The 18,589-nt window shown below is 66.2% G+C and carries 12 protein-coding genes and 2 pseudogenes; 9 read left to right on the top strand and 5 right to left on the bottom strand.

Going from position 1 to position 18,589, the window contains the following annotated elements; all coding sequences use genetic code 11:
- The first annotated feature begins 174 nt into the window (after positions 1-174).
- The 3 genes from ACVWYI_RS28460 (at position 175) to ACVWYI_RS28450 (ending at position 2,866) form a co-directional block, all read left to right on the top strand.
- The gene (locus ACVWYI_RS28460) at positions 175-987 is read left to right on the top strand and encodes a UDP-2,3-diacylglucosamine diphosphatase (protein ID WP_456663753.1); all 813 of its coding nucleotides are present in this window, start codon (positions 175-177) and stop codon (positions 985-987) included.
- Between the two features lie 13 nt (positions 988-1,000).
- Entirely contained in the window at positions 1,001-1,819 is an 819-nt protein-coding gene (locus ACVWYI_RS28455; RefSeq protein ID WP_456663752.1) for a glycosyltransferase, read from the top strand.
- Between the two features lie 63 nt (positions 1,820-1,882).
- Positions 1,883-2,866 carry a threonine/serine dehydratase gene (locus ACVWYI_RS28450; RefSeq protein ID WP_247352069.1) on the top strand — a complete coding sequence of 328 codons (984 nt, stop codon included), beginning with the start codon at positions 1,883-1,885 and terminating at the stop codon, positions 2,864-2,866.
- A gap of 75 nt (positions 2,867-2,941) precedes the next feature.
- Here ACVWYI_RS28450 and ACVWYI_RS28445 read toward each other — a convergent pair whose 3' ends face one another.
- Both ACVWYI_RS28445 and ACVWYI_RS28440 read right to left on the bottom strand, forming a co-directional pair.
- Complete coding sequence (locus tag ACVWYI_RS28445; RefSeq protein ID WP_456663751.1) at positions 2,942-3,397, bottom strand: hypothetical protein; 456 nt, start codon at positions 3,395-3,397, stop codon at positions 2,942-2,944.
- A pseudogene (locus ACVWYI_RS28440) lies at positions 3,378-4,470 on the bottom strand (caspase family protein). The gene ACVWYI_RS28445 and the pseudogene ACVWYI_RS28440 overlap by 20 nt, the downstream one beginning before the upstream one ends.
- 349 nt (positions 4,471-4,819) lie before the next feature.
- Here ACVWYI_RS28440 and ACVWYI_RS28435 point away from each other — a divergent pair.
- Both ACVWYI_RS28435 and ACVWYI_RS28430 read left to right on the top strand, forming a co-directional pair.
- Positions 4,820-5,263: an RbsD/FucU family protein gene (locus ACVWYI_RS28435; RefSeq protein WP_456663750.1), complete on the top strand. Its 444-nt coding sequence runs from the start codon at positions 4,820-4,822 to the stop codon at positions 5,261-5,263.
- Between the two features lie 98 nt (positions 5,264-5,361).
- Positions 5,362-5,724 carry a hypothetical protein gene (locus ACVWYI_RS28430; RefSeq protein ID WP_456663749.1) on the top strand — a complete coding sequence of 121 codons (363 nt, stop codon included), beginning with the start codon at positions 5,362-5,364 and terminating at the stop codon, positions 5,722-5,724.
- A gap of 283 nt (positions 5,725-6,007) precedes the next feature.
- Here ACVWYI_RS28430 and ACVWYI_RS28425 read toward each other — a convergent pair whose 3' ends face one another.
- The gene (locus ACVWYI_RS28425) at positions 6,008-7,387 is read right to left on the bottom strand and encodes a hypothetical protein (RefSeq protein ID WP_456663748.1); all 1,380 of its coding nucleotides are present in this window, start codon (positions 7,385-7,387) and stop codon (positions 6,008-6,010) included.
- A 75-nt stretch (positions 7,388-7,462) separates the two neighbouring features.
- Between ACVWYI_RS28425 and ACVWYI_RS28420 the strand changes: the two genes are divergently transcribed.
- On the top strand, positions 7,463-8,659 hold the full coding sequence (locus ACVWYI_RS28420) for an MFS transporter (RefSeq protein WP_456663747.1): 1,197 nt from the start codon (positions 7,463-7,465) through the stop codon (positions 8,657-8,659).
- On the opposite strand, the gene dgcA is transcribed toward ACVWYI_RS28420, so the two are convergent.
- Positions 8,629-9,624 (bottom strand): N-acetyl-D-Glu racemase DgcA, encoded by a 996-nt coding sequence (gene dgcA, locus ACVWYI_RS28415; protein WP_456663746.1) that lies wholly within the window; start codon positions 9,622-9,624, stop codon positions 8,629-8,631. The genes ACVWYI_RS28420 and dgcA overlap by 31 nt on opposite strands.
- A gap of 143 nt (positions 9,625-9,767) precedes the next feature.
- Between dgcA and ACVWYI_RS28410 the strand changes: the two are divergent.
- From ACVWYI_RS28410 to ACVWYI_RS28400, 3 genes and pseudogenes are all read left to right on the top strand, one after another.
- Positions 9,768-10,902, top strand: a pseudogene (locus tag ACVWYI_RS28410) (MlaE family ABC transporter permease).
- A gap of 2 nt (positions 10,903-10,904) precedes the next feature.
- Positions 10,905-11,687 (top strand): ABC transporter ATP-binding protein, encoded by a 783-nt coding sequence (locus ACVWYI_RS28405; RefSeq protein WP_456663745.1) that lies wholly within the window; start codon positions 10,905-10,907, stop codon positions 11,685-11,687.
- A gap of 16 nt (positions 11,688-11,703) precedes the next feature.
- Positions 11,704-12,582: an MlaD family protein gene (locus ACVWYI_RS28400; protein WP_456663744.1), complete on the top strand. Its 879-nt coding sequence runs from the start codon at positions 11,704-11,706 to the stop codon at positions 12,580-12,582.
- Positions 12,583-12,864: 282 nt separating this feature from the next.
- On the opposite strand, the gene ACVWYI_RS28395 is transcribed toward ACVWYI_RS28400, so the two are convergent.
- Positions 12,865-18,576: an apolipoprotein A-IV repeat region-like domain-containing protein gene (locus ACVWYI_RS28395; protein ID WP_456663743.1), complete on the bottom strand. Its 5,712-nt coding sequence runs from the start codon at positions 18,574-18,576 to the stop codon at positions 12,865-12,867.
- Positions 18,577-18,589 lie beyond the last annotated feature (13 nt).

Below are 18,589 nucleotides of genomic sequence, written 5' to 3'. Positions count from 1 at the left end.
TCCAGCCAGCAGTTTCGGGTTCTTGCGGAGGTTGCTGCGGCGTGATGTCGCCTGATTGTCGCATGCGACTGATATTCGCGGGGAAGGCGAGGCAAGGCGCGATTCGTATCCGAGGGTGCCTCAAAGGTTCAATTGGTCATCCCCCTGTCACGGGACATTGTTACAGGCTGTCGCATGGGAAGTTACGATGTGAGTGACGAGAGCCCTGAGCGGCGCTTTCGCACGTTGTTCATCTCCGACGTTCATCTCGGAGCCCGCGGTTCTCAAGCCGACCTTCTGCTCGACTTCCTGCGTTTCCATGATGCAGACACGATCTATCTCGTCGGCGACATCGTCGACGGCTGGGCGCTGAGATCGAGCTGGCACTGGCCGCAATCGCATAACGACCTCGTCCAGAAGCTTTTGCGCAAGGCGCGCAAAGGCGCCAAGGTCATCTACATCCCCGGCAATCACGACGAGTTCCTGCGCAACTATTACGGCACGCATTTCGGCGGCATCGACGTCGTCGAGAACACCGTCCACACCGGCGCGGACGGCAAGCGCTATCTCGTCATCCACGGCGACATCTTCGACCTCGTGGTGCAGAACGCGCGCTGGCTCGCCCATCTCGGCGACAAGGCTTACGACTTCGCGATCCAGATGAATCGCTTCGTCAACTTCTTCCGCCGCATGTTCAAAGTGCCCTATTGGTCGCTGTCGCAATGGGCCAAGCAGAAGGTCAAGAACGCGGTCAACTATATCGGCGCGTTCGAGCAGGCGCTCGCCGCCGAGGCGCGGCGCCATGATGCCGATGGCGTGATCTGCGGGCACATCCACTACGCCGTGATCCGCAACGAGGGCGGCATCCGCTACATGAATTGCGGCGACTGGGTCGAGAGCTGCACGGCGCTGGTCGAGCACGACGACGGCCGTTTCGAGATCATCACCTGGGCGGACCAGGCCGAGAAGCCGGCACAGATCCCGCAGGTCGCAGCCAAAGCTGCATAACAAGGGCAGCCTGATGCGCATTCTGGTCGCGACCGACGCCTGGCACCCGCAAGTCAACGGTGTGGTTCGGACGCTGACCAAGCTGGCTGACGCCGCCAAAAGCCTCGGCGTCGAATTCGCGTTCCTGACGCCGCAATCGTTCCGCACTTTTGCGATGCCGAGCTATCGTGACGTGCGGCTGGCCATGCCGCGCCCGGCACGGATCGCGAAGCTGATCGAAGAGGCGCGCCCGGACAGCATCCACATCGCGACGGAGGGGCCGATCGGCCTGATGGTCCGCCGCTATTGCCGCCAGCGCAAGCTGCCCTTCACGACCAGCTTCCACACCCGCTTTCCCGAATATGTCCGCGCCCGCGTGCCGGTGCCGGGCTCGCTGATCTGGCGGGCTCTGCGCCGATTCCACAGCCCCAGCCGCGCCGTGATGGCGGCAACGCCTGCGCTCGCCCGCGAGCCGGACGCGATCTTCCTCGGCGAGAAGCACGGCGAGGAGCTGGCCGACATTTACGCGGCCGCCGACGTTTTCGTGTTTCCGAGCAGGACCGACACTTTTGGCCTTGTCCTCCTGGAAGCGCTCGCAAGCGGCCTGCCGGTTGCGGCGTTCCCGGTGAAGGGGCCCCGCGACGTGATCGGCGATGCGTTAGTCGGGGCGCTCGATCACGATCTGCACAGCGCCTGCTTCGCCGCGCTCGACATCTCCCGGCAGGACTGTGTCGAATTCGCCGCCAACTACACCTGGGAAGCCTCGGCCGGGGATTTTATCGACAGCATTTTGGCGGTCGGCGCGGTGCTGCCGGGCCGGAACGGGGCGGAGCCGGCGCGCTTCGTCGCCTGAGCGGAAGAAATCCTCGCGTGGAGGTGTCTTGCCCGCGGCTCGATAGCCGCGATATGGTCGGTTATGACCGAACAGCTCCTCCCGATCGGCCCTGCCGATATCGATGCCGCAGCGCGCGTGATCGCGCCCTTCGCGGTCCGCACCCCGCTGCTGTCCTTTCCCGTGCTCAACGAGCGCGTCGGCGCAAAGGTGTTCCTGAAGCCGGAGATGCTCCAGCGCACCGGTTCGTTCAAGTTTCGCGGTGCTTTCAACAAGGTCGCCTCGATCCCGCAGGACAAGCGCGCCGGTGGCGTGGTCGCGTTCTCCTCCGGCAACCATGCCCAGGGCGTGGCGGCGGCGGCAAAGATCCTCGACATGCAGGCGACCATCGTGATGCCCGCGGATGCGCCGCTGTCGAAGCGCGAGCGCACCAAATCCTATGGCGCCGAGGTCGTGCTGTACGACCGCGATCGCGACGACCGCGAGGCGATCTCGCGCGGCATCGCCGAGAAGCGCGGCGCAACGCTGGTCAGGCCCTATGATGATCCCTTCGTGATCGCAGGCCAAGGCACTGCCGGTCGCGAGATTGCGGAAGACATGGCAGCGCTCGGTCTCGCCCCTGACATCGTGGTCGCGCCGGCCTCCGGCGGCGGCCTGATCGCGGGCGTCGCGACGGCAGTAAAGGCGCGCTATCCGTTAGCCCAAATCGTCGTCGCCGAGCCCGAGTCGTTCGACGATCACGGCCTTTCGCTGACCGCAGGTCATCGCGAGCCGCACGGGCCGGCAGGCCGCACCATCTGCGATGCGCTGATGGCCCTGATCCCCGGCGAGATGACGTTTGCGATCAACAGCAAGCTGCTCGCGCGCGGCGTGACCGCGTCGGACAAGGAAGTCGGCGCGGCCGTCGCGTTCGCCTATCGCGAGCTGAAGCTCGTGGTCGAGCCGGGCGGAGCGGTGGGCTTGGCCGCGTTGCTTGCGGGGCGTCTTGATGTTGCCGGCAAGAACGTCGTCATCGTGCTCTCCGGCGGCAATGTCGATGCCGATCTGTTCGCGGAGCTGGTGGCCTGATTTTCTAATCGTCTCACATGAAGAAGGGGCAGAGCGTTGCCGCTCTGCTCCTTTGTCGTGTGTGGCCGACCGCGATCAGTGCATGAAGCCGCGGTGATTGTTGCCGCCACCGTTGTTGCCCTGGCTCTGGTTCATCGACTGGCGAAAATTGTTGCTGCCGCCATTGCCGATCCGGTTGGTGGTGTTGAACTGCGGGCGGGTGTTGTTCTGCACCTGCACCTTGTTCACCGGGTTGTTGTTGATCTTCGCGCCGTTGTTGATGCGGATCGGATTGTTCTGCGTCCGAACGATGACCGGCTTCGCATCGGCGGTGCCGGAATTGCCGCGGCCATTCTGCGTATTGTTGGTCGCAGGCAGCGTCACGATCTTGCCGATGCCGCCATTGCTGGTCGTGGTGTTGGTCGGCGCCGGCAGGGTTGCGATCTGACCGCCATTGCCGAGCTTGCCGATGCCGTTGTTGTCGCTCGACTTCTGCACGATCGGCAAATTGCCGTTCACTTGCGCGCCGCCATTACCCTGCTGCAGCGGCATGTATTTGGGCTGGCCGAGATTGCCGATCTTGAAGGTCGGGGCGATGTTCTGCGGCGCCAGTAATTTGGTCGGCCTGCATCAAGGGGATCTGCTTCGGCTGCATCTGGAGCTTCAGCGCGACCTGCGCATAGGGCGTGTTGCCGTAGCTGTCGTAGAAGTTCTTGTAGCCGAGCGGCGAGTTCGCGAGCACCGCCTTGTGCCAGGCCTGCGTGAGCAGCAGGTTATTGAGCAGCCAGCGGACGTGATCGCACAGCGGGTCGTGCGGATACATCGTGATGAACTCCTGATAGTACTCCGGACGGGCTTCGGACACGACGTAGTCATAGGCCTGGCGCGTCGAGCGGCTCGGCAGGTTGGAGGCCATCTGCACCACCGGCGCATTCACCGGCGCGCGGTTGGCGGCAACAGCGGTGTCGCCGAAGAAGGTGAAGTCAGAGGTCAGCGACGAGCTCTCCCAGGGGATCTGTGCGCCGCTGGTGGTCTGGTTCACTTCGAGGCGCACGCGCTTGAACAGCTGCTCGATCGGGACGTTGGGCTCGCGCGCGACGTTCAGGAAGGCTTGCGTGTAGGGGGCTGTGGCCGCCCGAGCCGTCCTGCGCTTCGGCGCCCGGCGCGGTCGAGTAGCCGACGATCGAGCCGTTCGGGGCATCGACGATTGCCAAGCCGCGGCCGGCGTCGTTGACGTTGGGGAAGGGGTTGTTGCGGCAGGCGTCGAGGATGACGATGCGCATGCGGCTCGGGATCGTCTCCAGCGTCGACATCACGTCGACCAGACGCACCGAATAGTTGACCAGCTCGGTCTGACTCGAGACCTTGGCATCGACGGGAACGAGGTAATTCTCGCCGGCGAGCTGCACGCCGTGACCGGCGTAATAGACCATCGCCACCGTGTTCGGGCCGCGCGCGGACACTTTTGCCGAAAAGTCCTGCACCACGCGGAGCATGTCGTTCTGGGTCAGGTCGGTCGCGGCGACCACCTCGAAGCCGGCGGAGTTCAGGAACTTCGCCATCGACTCCGCGTCGTTGTCGGGATTGGCGAGCTGCGGCGCGTTCTGGTAGTTCGAATTGCCGATTCACCAGCGCGACCCGCTGCTCAGGGCCTTGCAGTGCGGTGGGAGCTGGCTCGACCGGGGCGACTTGCGCGGAAACAGGGCCGCAGGCGAAGCCGAACAGGCTTCCCACGAGGCCCGCAGTCATCAGGAAAGGCTTTAGGCGGAACATGGCGTGCTCCTCTGGCACTGATCTCGATACGAGATTGGTTGCGAGGAAGCTTGGCCGCGTTCGAGCCTTTGGTCCGTGATCGCGATCACCATGGTGGCCTACGTGATCTGAATCACGCTTGGAACCTGCTAGGATGAGCGGCCGGTGTCCGGCCGGGCCGGGTCGCCGGCGATGACATGCTTTTCAAGGAAACGCCGTCACATGTTGAAATCGATTGATCCGATCCTCACGCCCGACCTGCTCTGGCTGCTCGCCGCCATGGGCCACGGCGACGACCTCGTTTTCGTCGATGCCAATCACCCGGCAACCCGCATCGCGCAGAGCACGGCGTCGCAGCGCCTGATCCAGTTGCCGGGCATGACCATGGAGACCGCGATCCGCGCCATCATGTCGGTCTACCCGCTCGACGATTTCGATCCCGATCCGGTGCGCGTGATGGTGCCGGTCGACGATCCCGACCGCGTCCCCGACGTACAGCGTGTGGTGCTGGCCGAGATCGAACGCGCCGTCGGCCGCCCCGTCACGTCCGGAAAACTCTTGCGGCCGGATTTTTACCGGGCAGCGGCAGCGAGCTTTGGCGTCGTGCAGGTCGGCGACAGCAGGGGTTACGGATGCTTCCTGATCAGGAAGGGTGTGGTCAGCTAGAGGAATTCTCGGACCATCCGATTGGTGCGCGATCGTGCAAATAGCTTGGCACTCGAATTTGAATGGCGTTCCCGGACTCGACTGTCTATCGTCAATCCATGTCGCGCCTTATGTGTCTGTCTGTTGCCGTCGTCCTGTCGCTGCTGCCGGCTGTCGCGCCGGCTGCGTCAATTCAAAAGCGTCCCAAGCAAGCCTGGCATGGCTACGGAGGCTTCCTGCCGGGCTATCGCCAGCCGCTCAGCAACAGCGTTCCGCTCTACAAGCAGAAGGAAGCGATGCGGCGGATGTCGCGCAGCGAGCGGCGCCATTGGTACATCGATCCGGTCCCCCAATATTACGGCTGGGACGGCGAGTGGCGCTATTTCGGCCGGCCCGGTTTTGGCGGCGGCCGCTACAATGGCGGCAGTTTTGGGCCGTGCTGGACGCGGACACCGATCGGCGCGGTGTGGAATTGCGGGTGATCGCTGATCATCCGTCATTCCTAGCGTAGCGAAGCAGTCCAGAGTCTTTCCGCGGTGACAATCTGGATTGCTTCGCCGGCTCCTCAATGCCGGTCCCAACTCGCAATGACGTTGAGGAGAGAGTGTTCTCCTCACTCCGCTCTCGTGCCCCGGACGCAGCGCAGCGTCTCTTCGACGGTGCGCTGCAGAGCCGGGGCCCACGTTGCGACGGAAGCTGTGGCTCCTGGGTCCCGGATCTGCGCTTCGCTTGTCCGGGACACGAGACGGAGCATGCCGCGTCCCCTTACGAGAAGAACGCGATCTTCTCGGCCTGGGTCATGCGGCGGATCGGCGCCATGGGATCGTTTGCGGCGGCGCGGGGCTTTTGCAGGATGCCGCTGGCGAGGATGGTGGCGCCGAGTGAGGCTTCCGGGACCGGCGAGGGCATCGGCAGCGTCGTGCTCGGCGCTGCGCCGAATGTCGCGGCGGCTGCCATGGCCGACGCCGGCTGCTCCATCACTTCGGCGGCGGCTTCCGCAATGGCGTTGGTGAGGCGCGCAAGCGATTCCATCGCGATCGGCGCTTCCTCTTCGGGCTCCTCCACGACCGGCGCGGCGGCGGGCTCAAGTGCGATCGGCTCCGGCATCTCGGCTGCAATGGGCGCTGCGGCCTCCGCAACCATCGGCTCCGGAATGGCCGCTTCCATCTCGACCGGCTCGATGATCTCGTCGAACTCCGGATCGGGCGCGGCCATCTCCAGCGCGATGGCCTCGAGTATGGCGTCGTCCTCGGCTTCCGCGGCGGCGTCGAGCGAAAATTCGTCCGTCACCTCGGTGAAGGCGGCGGGCTCAGCGGCCGGCTCTTCAAAACTGGCGGCTTCAGGCGCGGTCTGGCTCTCGGCGACGATCTCCGGCTCCAGGGCGGCGTCCATCGCCTGCTCGGCAACGGAGAAGGTCTCAGCGACGCCGGCCGCTTCCCCGGCTGCTTCGGGCTCGATCGCTGCTATGTCCTGCGGCGCCTCGGCAAAAGCCACGGCTGCTTCGCTGGCCATTGCGGCAGGCGCGACCTCCGCAAGCGGAGCTTCCGCCACGGACGACGGCGCGTCTTGCACCGGGGCCGGCGAGGGGTGCGCAGCCTGCGGCGTTGCGTCGCCGTCGATCTGGTCGATCCGGTCCTTGAGCAGATCGAATGCGGCCTTGAGGTCGGTATGGGGGTCGATGGTCGAAACTTGCGCGCAGGCCGCCTCGATGGAGGCAAGCTGCGAATCAATCAGGTCGCAGATTCGCCCGTCGGCGCCGATCTCGCGCCAGCGCCAGGAGATCTCCTTGATGATGCGGAGGCCGCGCGGGATCGGCGCGAGGCTCGCCTCGAACGCCGCGGGATCGAAGGCCGCGATTGCGATCGTCTCGGCTTCGCGGATCGCTTGCCGGATGGCGACCAGCGCCTCGGGCAGGAGGTCCTCGACCACGGGTTGGCGCTGTGTCGCAAGGGTTTCTTCGATTTTCGCGACCGCGTCGAGCACCATGCGGGTGTCCGCATTGCGGTTGCGCTTGGCGTATTCACCGAGGAACCAGCGGCCGCGCGCGGTCTCCATGAAGGCTTCGCGGATCGCGTCGTAATCCTGCTCGTTCGGCTCGGCCGCGCGGGCAGACATAGGCGAGAGGGCGAATGCTTCGTTGGCCATGTCAATCTCGTCGCGCAAATCAGGGCGCGTTACAGTAACGATCATCACGATATCGACCGAATCGCAATTGGTTTGATGGCACCCGAATCACAAATCCCCATCGCGGTATCTCAGAAGCGGCGATTCGCCGTGAGCCTCGCCGTGTTCTACTCGGCCGTGTTCGCGGTGTCGGGTACGCATCTGCCGTTCTTTCCTGTCTGGCTGAAGGCGATCGGCATCGACGCGGCCTGGATCGGCCTCATCAACGCGCTGCCGGCGATCACGCGCTTCACCACGCTGCCGCAAATCACGGCCCTTGCCGAAAAGCGACATGCCATTCGCACCGGCATCATGGTGTCCGTGCTCGCGACGGCGATCGGATTTACAGCCGTCGGCCTGCAGGGGCAGCCGCTGGCGCTGTTCCTGATCTACGCGCTGACCTGCATGATGTGGACGCCGACGACCCCGTTGACCGATGCCTATGCGCTACGTGGCGTCGCCCGCTACGGGTTCGATTACGGGCCGGTGCGGCTGTGGGGCTCGGCAGCCTTCGCCGCCGGCTCGCTCGCCTGCGGCTATCTCGTAGACCACATCGCGGCGCGCGATCTGATCTGGGTCATCGTCGCTTGGGCCGTTGTTGCGGTCGCCGCCAGCGTGCTGCTCCAGCCCCTCGACGATGTCAGGCGAAGGACGACAGCGGCGCGCGCCGGCAAGGCGCTGCTGCACGATGCCGGCTTCTGGGCCATCATCGTTTCCGCCGCGCTGATCCAGGGCAGTCACGTCGCCTACTATACGTTCTCGGCCATCAACTGGCAGGCCCAGGGCCTCGGCGGGCTGACGATCGCGGGCCTCTGGACGCTGGGCGTGATCGCCGAGATCATCGTGTTCGCGCTGTCGCCGCGCTTCTCGCTGCACCCGTCCTCGCTCATGGCGATCGGGGGCGCGAGCGCGGTGGTGCGCTGGGTCGTCACCGCGCACGATCCGCCGCTCGCGCTGCTCGCGGTCGTGCAGCTCGGCCACGGCCTGACCTTCGGGATGACCATCCTCGGCACCATGAATCTCCTGGTGCAGCGCGTGCCGTCGCATCAGATCGCGCGGGGGCAGGGCTACTACGCCGCGTGCAACGGGCTGCTCGGTGCGACCACCTCGATCGCGTCAGGCGCGATCTACGCCCGCATCGGCGACGGCCTGTATTACGTCATGGCTGCGATGGCCGGCGCCGGTGCACTTCTGATCTGGTCGGCGCGGCACCGGCTCAAGGCTCAGCCCCAGAGCGAAGAATCCGGCGGATAGACCAGACTGTCGTCATACCGAAGTCCATGATCGCGGTCGCGCGCCAGCAGCAGCGGGCCGTCGAGATCGACGAAGCGGGCCTGCGGCGTCACCAGCATTGCCGGCGCCATCGACAGCGAGGTTGCGACCATGCAGCCGATCATGATCTCGAAGCCGAGCGCCTGCGCGGCATCCGCCATCGCCAGCGCCTCGGTAAGGCCGCCGGTCTTGTCGAGCTTGATGTTCACGGCGTCGTAGCGCTCACGCAAGGGTGCGAGCGAGTGGCGGTCATGCACGCTCTCGTCGGCGCAGACCGCGAGCGGCCGTTTGATCCGCGCCAGCGCGTCGTCCTTCCCGGCCGGTAGCGGCTGCTCGACCAGGGTGACGCCGGCGGCCTCGCAGGCCGCGAGATTGTGCTCCAGATTGGCCTCGGTCCAGGCCTCGTTGGCGTCCACGATCAGCTCGGATTCGGGGGCGGCCTTACGCACCGCCGCGATCCGCTCCCCGTCGCCGTCACCGCCGAGCTTGATCTTGAGCAGCGGCCGGTGCGCCGCTTTGGCGGTCGCCGCCGCCATGGCCTCGGGGGTGCCCAGCGAGATCGTGTAGGCCGTGGTGCGCTCGCCCGGCACCGGACGGTCGAGCAGGCTCCAGGCCCGCAGGCCCGCCGCCTTGGCTTCCAGATCGATCAGGGCGCAATCCAGGGCATTGCGGGCCGCACCGGGCGGCATGGCGGCCTGCAGGGTCCGCCGGGTGAGTCCGCCCGCCACGGCCTCCTGCATGGCCTGGATGGCGGCAAGGGTTACCTCGGGCGTCTCGCCATAGCGGGGATAGGGCACGCATTCGCCGCGGCCGGTCAGGCCGTCCCGGCCGACCTCGGCCACGACGGTCACGGCCTCGGTCTTGGCGCCCCGGCTGATGGTGAAACTGCCCGCGATGGGAAAGCGCTCGATTCGCGCGACGAGGGCCGGAACTTTGCTGGAAGTCATTTTGAACTCTGGCGAAATCTGAACCTGCTAGTTACCTCTAGCAACTAAGGTTAACCGGTCGGGGACACCTTCTCTGGGTAAGGGCGCGTGCGCAACCATCTGATTTCATCCGTTTCCAGCGCCCCGGCACGGGAGCGGACATCTTGAGCGGCGATCCGAAGCTGGAACGGATTGCGAAAGGCAACGCGCTGGCACTCTGCGCCACCGGAACCTGGACCGCGAGCTTCGCGCCGGTCCTGGAGCGCATGGTGGCTGACGCCGAGAAGCTCGCGGGCGGTTCGCAAAGCGTCTTCATCGACGTTTCCGAGGTGGCCAAGCTGGACACGTTCGGCGCCTGGCTCATCGAACGGGCTGCGCCGCAGCCTGACCCAAGGCGCCGTCGAGGCGCAGATCGCGGGGCTGTCCGCCAATTATTCGAGCCTCGTGGACGAGGTGCGGCGGGTCAGGGCGACGCCCGTGATCGACACCAGTGCCGTCACCATCACCGGCATGCTGGAGCAGATCGGCCGGGCCGTGGCTGGCGTTGGCGGCACCGTGGCGGGCCTGATCGACATGCTCGGCGCGGTGCTCGCGGCGGGCGCGCGCACCCTGATTCACCCGCGCTCGTTCCGCCTGACCTCGACCGTGCATCATCTCGAGCAGGTCTGCTGGCGCGCGGTGCCGATCGTGGTGCTGATCACCTTCCTGATCGGCTGCATCATCGCCCAGCAAGGTATCTTCCATTTCCGCAGGTTCGGCGCCGACATCTTCGTCGTCGACATGCTCGGCGTACTGGTGCTGCGCGAGATCGGCGTGCTCCTGGTCGCGATCATGGTCGCGGGCCGCTCGGGCAGCGCCTACACCGCCGAGCTCGGCTCGATGAAGATGCGCGAGGAGATCGACGCATTGCGCACCATGGGGTTCGATCCGATCGAGGTGCTGGTGCTGCCGCGCATGCTGGCGCTGGTGCTGGCGCTGCCGATCCTGGCCTTCCTCGGCGCCATGGCCGCGCTCTATGGCGGCGGTCTCGTCGCCTGGCTCTATGGCGGTGTCGATCCCGAAGCGTTTTTGCTGCGCTTGCGCGACGCCATCTCGATCGACCATTTCATCGTCGGCATCGTGAAAGCACCTGTGATGGCCGCTGTGATCGGCATCGTCGCCTGTGTCGAAGGGCTCGCCGTGCAGGGCAGCGCGGAATCGCTCGGACAGCACACGACGGCGTCCGTGGTGAAGGGCATCTTCTTCGTCATCGTCATGGACGGTGTGTTCGCCATCTTCTTCGCCTCGATCGGGATGTGACGATGGCGCAGGAAGTTCGAAACGGAATTCAAAACCCGATCATCCGCGTCCGCGATATCACCGTGCAGTTCGGCGCGACGCGCGTGCTCGACGGCCTCGACCTCGACGTCAAGCGCGGCGAGATTCTTGGCTTCGTCGGCCCCTCGGGGGCCGGCAAATCGGTGCTGACGCGCACCATCATCGGCCTCGTGCCGAAGGTCGCAGGCAGCATCGAGGTGTTCGGCGTCGATCTGGACGCCTCCAATACGTCGCAGCGTCGCAACGTGGAGCGGCGCTGGGGCGTGCTGTTCCAGCAGGGCGCGCTGTTCTCCTCGCTGACGGTGCGGCAGAACATCCAGTTTCCGATGCGCGAATATCTGCGGGTGTCGCAGCGGCTGATGGACGAGATCACCATCGCCAAGCTCACCATGGTGGGTCTCAAGCCCGAAGTCGCCGATCGCTTTCCCTCCGAATTGTCGGGCGGCATGATCAAGCGCGTGGCGCTTGCGCGCGCACTGTCGCTCGATCCGGATCTGGTGTTTCTGGACGAGCCGACTTCGGGCCTGGACCCGATCGGCGCCGGCGACTTCGACGAGCTGGTGAGGACCCTCCAGCGCACTTTGGGGCTGACTGTTTTCATGGTAACCCACGATCTCGATAGCCTTTACACAGCATGTGACCGCATCGCCGTTTTAGGGAACGGTAAGATCATTGCGGCAGGGTCGATCTCCGACATGCAGGCCTCGCAGCATCCCTGGCTGAGGCAATATTTCCATGGCAAGCGCGCTCGCGCGGTGATGGGCTGAGGTGCCGGAGTAGCTGATGGAAACGCGTGCAAATTACGTGCTGATCGGATCGTTCACGCTGGCGGTCATCGCCGCTGCGATCGGCTTCGTGTTGTGGTTTCAGTCGTTGCACACCACCAAGCAGCGCAGCCCCCTGCGCGTCGTTTTCGAGGGCCCGGCGGCGGGCCTGCGCAACGGCGGCAGCGTCAATTTCAACGGTATCCGAGTGGGCGAGGTGGTCTCGGTGAAGCTCGACAACCCGCGGCGGGTTGTCGCACTCGCCATGGTCGAGAACAACGCCCCGATCCGCAAGGACACCCTGGTCGGCCTCGAATTCCAGGGCCTGACCGGCGTCGCCGCGATCTCGCTCAAGGGCGGCGAGGAGGCGGCACCTCCGCCACCGCTCGACGAGGACGGCATCCCGTCGCTGACGGCGGATCCCAACAAGCTCCAGGACGTCACCGAGGCGATCCGCGGCACGCTCCAGAACATCAACAAGATCGTCGCCGACAATCAGGAATCGGTGAAGAATTCGCTGAAGAATCTCGAGACCTTCACCAACTCGCTCGCCCGCAACTCCGAGAAGATCGATGGCGTGATGGCCAGGGTCGACGGTGTCATGCTCAAGGCCGACAGCCTCATGCTCGGCCTCAACACGCTCGCCGGCGGCAAGGACGGCGGTGAGCTGTTCCTGGCGGTGAAGTCGATCCGCGAACTGGCCGACGATTTCGACAAGCGCTCCGGCGCGCTGATGACCGACGGCCGCCGTACCTTGGGCGACATCAGCCGCGCCGTGAACAATTTCGACCGCAACCCGACCCGCGTGCTGTTCGGCGCCAGCAACAGCGCACCGGCCGCCGCGCCGCCACCGCCGGAGCCGCTAAAGCCCGCGACACCGGAGCGCAGGCGGCAGTAGGGCTCGGCCTGGTCGTAGCGCTGGGTCTCGTGTCCCGGACGCGCTGCAGCGTGTAACGCTGCTGCGCAGAGCCGGGACCCAGAAGGCAACACGGTACAATGCCGCGATATGGGCCCCGGCTCTGCAGCGCACCGCCGAGGGCGCTGCGCTGCGTCCGGGGCACGAGAGCAAATGATGCGTTCGCTTTTCCCATCCCCATCATTGCACCGGCGTAACTTCAAACAAAACGGAGCCCGCGAGGGCTCCGTTTTTCATTCGCTATTCGCTATCGCTGCGAGCCGCTTACCCCAGCCGTCCCGCGCTGTGCGCGAGCAGGGTGTAGACCAGACCCGTCTCCGAGGTCAGGTGATTGCGCAGCTCCTGCGGGCCGCGGCCGTCGCGGGCGACTTCGTCGAGCAGGCGTTCGAACTCGGCGACGTAGCGGTCGACCGTGCCCTTGAAGTTGCGATCGGAGCGGTACTTGCGGGCGACCTCGTCAAAAGCCTTCTGGCCGGCGGGCGTGTAGAGGCGCTTGGTGAAGGCCTTGTTCTCGCCGCGCTGGTAGCGGTCCCACATCTCGGCAGCGAGGTTGCGGTCCATCAGCCGGCCGATGTCGAGCGACAGCGATTCCAGCGGATTTCCGCCACCTTGCGGCGCCTGTGGCTGCGGAGCCGGTGCGGCGGCTTGGCGGCCGCGCTGAGCTTCACGTCCGGTCGGCGCACCCTGGTTGGCGTCCGTGCGGCTCAACAGGTCCGACAGCCAGCCGTCGCGGCCCTGATCGTTGCCGGCGGGCGCGACCGGCGGAGCTTCGGTGCGGCGCGAGGAGGCCGGCATGCCGAGGTCCGGCGGCGGCAGCGTGGAGGCGCTGCCGGTGTCGCGCATGCGGGTCTCTGTGCTGCGGCCGCCCGCGGTCGCCAGCATCGGCTCTTCCTGGCGCTGCACGCTGGCGCGGCCCGTCGTGGAGACGTCGAGGCCGCGGCCATGCTGGGCCACGATGCGGTTGAGCTCGGCGAGTGCCTCGATCTGGTCGACGATCACCTTGCGCATCTGCGCAGTGCTCTCGGCGGCCTCCTGCGGCATCTCGAGCACGCCGCGGCGCAGCTCGTTGCGGGTGGCTTCGAGCTCGTTGTGCATCTCGAACGCCATCTGCTTCATGCTGGAGACGAGGTTGGTGAACTTCTCGGTCGATTGCTTGAACATCGTATCCGCCTCGTCGGTGGTCTGGCGGTAGATGTCGTGCATGGCCTCGACTGTCTGCCGGTGCTCCTCTTCGGAGGCCGACCGTACCGCCTCGAACTGGCGGGTGATCGCGGCGGAACCGGCGCCGGCTGTCTCGGCCACGACACGGGCGATGTCGCGAGCGCGCTCTTCGGCGGCCGCCAGCGATTCATCGAGCAGGCCGGTGAAGCGCGACAGACGCTGGTCGAGATCGGCCGTGCGCAGGTCGATCGTGGTGACGAGCGATTCCAGCGCCAGCTTGCGTTCGGCGAGCGAGGCGGTGGTGTTCTTGTTGCTCTGCTCCACGACCTGCGCGGCTTCGACGAGTGCCTTGCCGTGCGCGTCGAACTGGGTCGACAGCTCGCCGAGATCCTGGAGCGCCCGCGTGGTCTTGCTGTTGAAGACGTTGAGCTGGTCTTCCAGGTTCTGCGTCGCAGCGCCGTTGCGCGAGGTGACGTCGTTCATCGCCGAGACGAAGTCGGCGACGCGCGTCACCAGCGCCCGCTCGAGCGAGTTGAGGTTGTCGTGCGCACCGGTCAGCACCTCCTGGAGCAGGATGTTGCCTTCGCGCAGTCGCTCGAACAGGGCGACCGTGTCGGTGCGCAGGATCTTGCTGGTCTCCTGCATCTCGGTGACGGCCGCGATCGAGACCTGGCGCGACTGGTCGATCGCCACGCGCGAGGCCTGCTCGAGGTCCTTGAGCGACTTGTTGACGGCACCCGTCGCCATCTCGCTCGCCGAGTTGATGGTCCGTGCCACCTCGGAGCCGTTGCCCATCATCGTCTGCGAGAACGCGTGGCCGCGCGTCTCGATCGACTTCAGCGCGTCGGACGTGACGCGGTCGATGTCGAGCGTGAGCTGGCTGGTCTTCGAGCCGATCGCGTCCACGAGCGAGCCGCGCTTGGCATCGATCATGTTGGCAAGACGGTCGGACTGCTGCTGCACGTAGGTGACGATCTCGTCGGTCTTGCCGGTCATGGCCTGGCCGAAGCTGCTGCTGGCGGCGAGCACCGAGCGCTCGACGTCCGCCGAGCTCGACTTGACCCGCGAACTTGCCTCGTTGGAGGCGTTGATCAGCGCGTTCTGGGCGTTGAGCGCGCTGGTCTGGATGTCGTTGGTCGCGTTCGCGGTGGCCGTGCTCAGCGTGCGCTCGATCTCGGTCGAGATCGTGCGGATCTGGCTTGCGGCGTCCGCCGACGTCGTGGTCAGCGAGGTCTGCGCCTCGCGTGCGCTGTTGAGGATGGTCGAGGCGGTATCGGCGCCGACCGAGGTCAGCGTGCGCTCGATGTCCGTGGTCAGCGACTTGATCTGGCTCGCTGCATCCGTCGAGGCGGAGATTAGCGTGCCCTGGGCCTCGCGTACGCCGCTGGTGAGCGCCTCGATGGTGGCGCCGCCGGCGGTCGCCAGCGCGCGCTGCATCTCGGCCGCCAGCGAACGGACCTGGCCGGTCTGTTCGGCGGAGACCGCCAGCAGGGTGCTCTGGGCGTCGCGGGCGCTGGTCGTGATCGTCTCGGCGGTCGACTGGCCGACCTGCGAGAGCGACCGATGCACTTCGGCCGCCAGCGACTTGACCTGGCTGGCCGCATCCGAGGACGCGTTGACGAGCGTGCTCTGGGCTTCGCGGGCGCCGGTCATGATGGTCTCGGCCGTCGCGGTGCCGGCCATCGAGAGCGAGCGCTGCACGTCCGAGGACAGCGCCTTGATCTGGTTGGCGGTCTCGCTCGAGGCCGCGATCAGCGTGCTCTGCGCATCGCGGGCGCCGGCGGTGATCGATTCCGCCGTGGAGGAGCCGGCCATCGACAGCGAGCGCTGCACGTCGGCGGTGAGGGTCTTGACGTGGTTGGCCGCGTCCGAGGACGCCGTGACCAGCGTCGTCTGCACCTCGCGGGCACCGGCCAGGATCGAGGCTGCGGTCGCCGAGCCCGCCGACGACAGCGTGCGTTCCACGTCGGCCGCGAGCCCCTTGATCTGGTTGGAGGCCTCGCCGGATGCGGCGACCAGCGTCGACTGTGCTTCGCGGGCGCTGCTCAGGATCGAGTTCGCGGCACCGGTACCGACCGCGGTCAGCGCGCGCTCGACCTCGGCGGAGGTCATCTTGAGCTGAGCGTTGACGTCGGAGGAAACCGTCATCAGCGACTGCTGCGCGGTGCGCGCACCGGTCTGGATGGTCTCGCTGGTGTTGACCACGAGGTTGGTGAGCGAGCGCTCGGCGTCCTCGACATGCGAGCGGATCGCGGTCGAGATCATCTCGGCGCGGGACATCATGTCCTCGCTGGCCTGGCGTCCGCTGCTCTCGATGCGGCCGGCGACTGCCTCGACGCGCGAGCCGAGCAGGTCCTCGAACTGCGCCACGCGCATGTCGATGTCGCTGGCGACCGAACCGACCTTGGTCTCGATGGCCTGGTGGATGTCCTGGAAGCGCGCCGTGACCGTGTCGGTCAGATGCATGCTGCGGCCGTCGATGAGTTCGCCGACGCTGGTGATGCGGCGGTCGACCGCCTCGATCGCCTGCGCGGTGCCGTCCGTGAGCGTCGAGGTCAGGAGGGTGAGGCGGGTGTCGATCGACTGCACGGCCTGCGAGGCGCCGTTCGTCACTGCGGTGGTCAGGTAGGTGAGGCGGGAGTCGATGGATTCGAGCGCCTGCGAGGCGCCGCCGGTGAGGGTGGTCGTCAGATGCGTCAGCCGCGTATCGATCGTCTGGATGGTCTGCGATGCGCCATCGGTCAGCGAGGTCGCGAGGTAGTTGAGGCGGGTGTCGATCGTCTCGATCGCCTGCGATGCGCCGTCGGTCAGCGACGTCGTGAGGTGGGTGAGGCGGGAGTCGATCGACTGGATCGCCTGCGCGGCACCGTCGGTCAGCGACGAGGAGAGCGTGTTGAGCCGTCCGTCGATGGTCTCGGTGACCGACTTCGCGCGGGTATCGAACGACTGTTCGAGCGCGGCGACGCGGCCGACGAGCTGTTCGTCGAAGATCTTGATGTGACCGTCGATTGCAGAGTCGAGGCCGGAGATCTTGCCGTTCAGCGAGGCATCGAAGTTGGTGACACGCTCGCCGATCGTGGTCTCGAACTGCACCAGGCGCTGGTCGAGGACAGCCGTGATCGCGCCGCCGTTGGAGGTGAAGCGGGTGTCGAAATTGTCGACATAGCTCTTCAGGCTCTCGTGGATGTCCTGGGTGCGCTGGCCCATGCGATCGACGATCTCGCCGCCGAACGTCTTCACGGTGCGGTCGAATTCGGAGATGTGGCGGGTGATCAATGCTCCCAGCGTGCCGGAGTCGCGGGCGAATTTCTCGACCAGCTCGCTGCCCTGGTTCCTCACCAGCTCGTCGAAGGCGCTCATCTGGAGCGACAGCGAGTCGTGCGCGGTCTCGGTCTGGCTGACGACCTTGGCGACCAGCGTGTTGACGGTGGCGTCGAGCGCTTCGCTCGCCTTGTCGCCGGAGGTCATGATGTGGCCGGCGAGGCGGTTTCCGGCGTCGTCGATCTTGGCGGAGAGGTCGTTGGAGCGCAGCTCGAGCTCGAGCAGCAGCGAGTCCGACGAATTCTTCAGGCTGTCGTGCACCTGCTCGGTGCGCTCGGAGATGCCGTCGACGATCGCGGCGGAGCGCTGCTCGAACTCGCCGGTGATGCGGTCGATGCGCTCGTTCAGCATCTCGTGGACGCGGTCGGCGAGGTCCACGAACTCGTCGTGGACGTGGCCGGTCTTGAAATTGAGGCTGGTGGTCAGCCGCTCGCTGGCGTCGAGCACCGCGCGCGTGGTCTCGTTGCTGGCCTCTTCGAGGCGGTCGAGCAGGTCTCCGCCGCGCTCGCCGAGCGCGAGGATCATGTTGTCGCCGGCGTTGCTGAGTGCACCGGTGATGTGGGCGCCGCGCTCTTCGAGCGCGCCGGTGATGGACTTGGCGACCTCGTCGACGCGCGAGGCGATCGCGTCCGAGATCAGCGCGATGTCATGGCGCAGATCGATCTGCACGCCGGAGATGGCGCTGCGGACCTGCTCGGCCTGGCCGACCAGATTGTCGCGCTGATGCGCGATGTCCTGGAGCAGGGCGCGGATGCGCACTTCGTTGTCGGAATAGGCGCGTTCGAGCGCCGCGACCTCGTTGGCGACCAGCGTCTCGAGTTCGCCGGCGCGCGCGATCGCGCGCTCGATGCCGTCGCCCATCGCCGCAACCTCGCGGCGGATGGCCTGGCCGACGGTCACCATGGAATCCGAAGCCGAGCCTTCCGGCTCGGAGAAGCGGATCGCAACCTGCGCCATCGCCTGCGCGACCGAGCTCATTTGCTGGCCGCGCCAGACGAGGCTCGCCAGGAAGAAGAACAGCATGATCGGCGCGAAGAACATCGTGACGAGGCCGGCAATGGCCAACACGCCGCCGCTCTGCCCCATCGCCGCCTGGATCGAAGGCAGGAAGCCGACCGTCAGCGCGGCGCAGGCCGCGAGCCAGATGACGGTGAAGATTGTCGCGCCGGTGTAGATGTTGCGGGTCGGGCGTCCCGTCTGCAACGTCTGCAAGAGCTGGCCGATGGTCGCACGGTCGTCATTGGCGGCGCGGCGCGAGGAGCGCGGCTCCTCGATCTGGTCGAACATCGCGCGTTCGTTCGCGGCAGGACGCGGGTCGAAGCTCGGTTCGTCGAACATCGGGGGGGTCGGTGGCGCGGCCGGAGGCGACGTTTCGTTACGCATCGAGGCGTTGCGGCTGGTGTCCGCAGCCGTGTCGCTGATGTTCAGGGCTTCCTGGATCGCAGAAAGCGCATCTTCTGTCGGGTCTTTGACCTTTTTCGGAGTGTTTGCCATGTTCAGTCCGAGC

Source organism: Bradyrhizobium sp. LB13.1 (genome assembly GCF_054056815.1).
Note: the sequence above shows the minus strand (reverse complement) of the source record. Positions and strands in the feature narration are given on the sequence as shown.

Excerpts from the sequence above, each read along its gene's own strand:
- ACVWYI_RS28450 (WP_247352069.1), top strand. The coding sequence starts at position 1,883 with ATGACCGAACAGCTCCTCCCGATCGGCCCTGCCGATATCGATGCCGCA.
- dgcA (WP_456663746.1), bottom strand. The coding sequence starts at position 9,624 with ATGACTTCCAGCAAAGTTCCGGCCCTCGTCGCGCGAATCGAGCGCTTT.
- ACVWYI_RS28395 (WP_456663743.1), bottom strand. The coding sequence starts at position 18,576 with ATGGCAAACACTCCGAAAAAGGTCAAAGACCCGACAGAAGATGCGCTT.
- ACVWYI_RS28400 (WP_456663744.1), top strand. The coding sequence starts at position 11,704 with ATGGAAACGCGTGCAAATTACGTGCTGATCGGATCGTTCACGCTGGCG.
- ACVWYI_RS28445 (WP_456663751.1), bottom strand. The coding sequence starts at position 3,397 with ATGCCGCTGCAGCAGGGTAATGGCGGCGCGCAAGTGAACGGCAATTTG.
- ACVWYI_RS28430 (WP_456663749.1), top strand. The coding sequence starts at position 5,362 with ATGTCGCGCCTTATGTGTCTGTCTGTTGCCGTCGTCCTGTCGCTGCTG.
- ACVWYI_RS28435 (WP_456663750.1), top strand. The coding sequence starts at position 4,820 with ATGTTGAAATCGATTGATCCGATCCTCACGCCCGACCTGCTCTGGCTG.
- ACVWYI_RS28460 (WP_456663753.1), top strand. The coding sequence starts at position 175 with ATGGGAAGTTACGATGTGAGTGACGAGAGCCCTGAGCGGCGCTTTCGC.
- ACVWYI_RS28425 (WP_456663748.1), bottom strand. The coding sequence starts at position 7,387 with ATGGCCAACGAAGCATTCGCCCTCTCGCCTATGTCTGCCCGCGCGGCC.
- ACVWYI_RS28420 (WP_456663747.1), top strand. The coding sequence starts at position 7,463 with ATGGCACCCGAATCACAAATCCCCATCGCGGTATCTCAGAAGCGGCGA.
- ACVWYI_RS28405 (WP_456663745.1), top strand. The coding sequence starts at position 10,905 with ATGGCGCAGGAAGTTCGAAACGGAATTCAAAACCCGATCATCCGCGTC.
- ACVWYI_RS28455 (WP_456663752.1), top strand. The coding sequence starts at position 1,001 with ATGCGCATTCTGGTCGCGACCGACGCCTGGCACCCGCAAGTCAACGGT.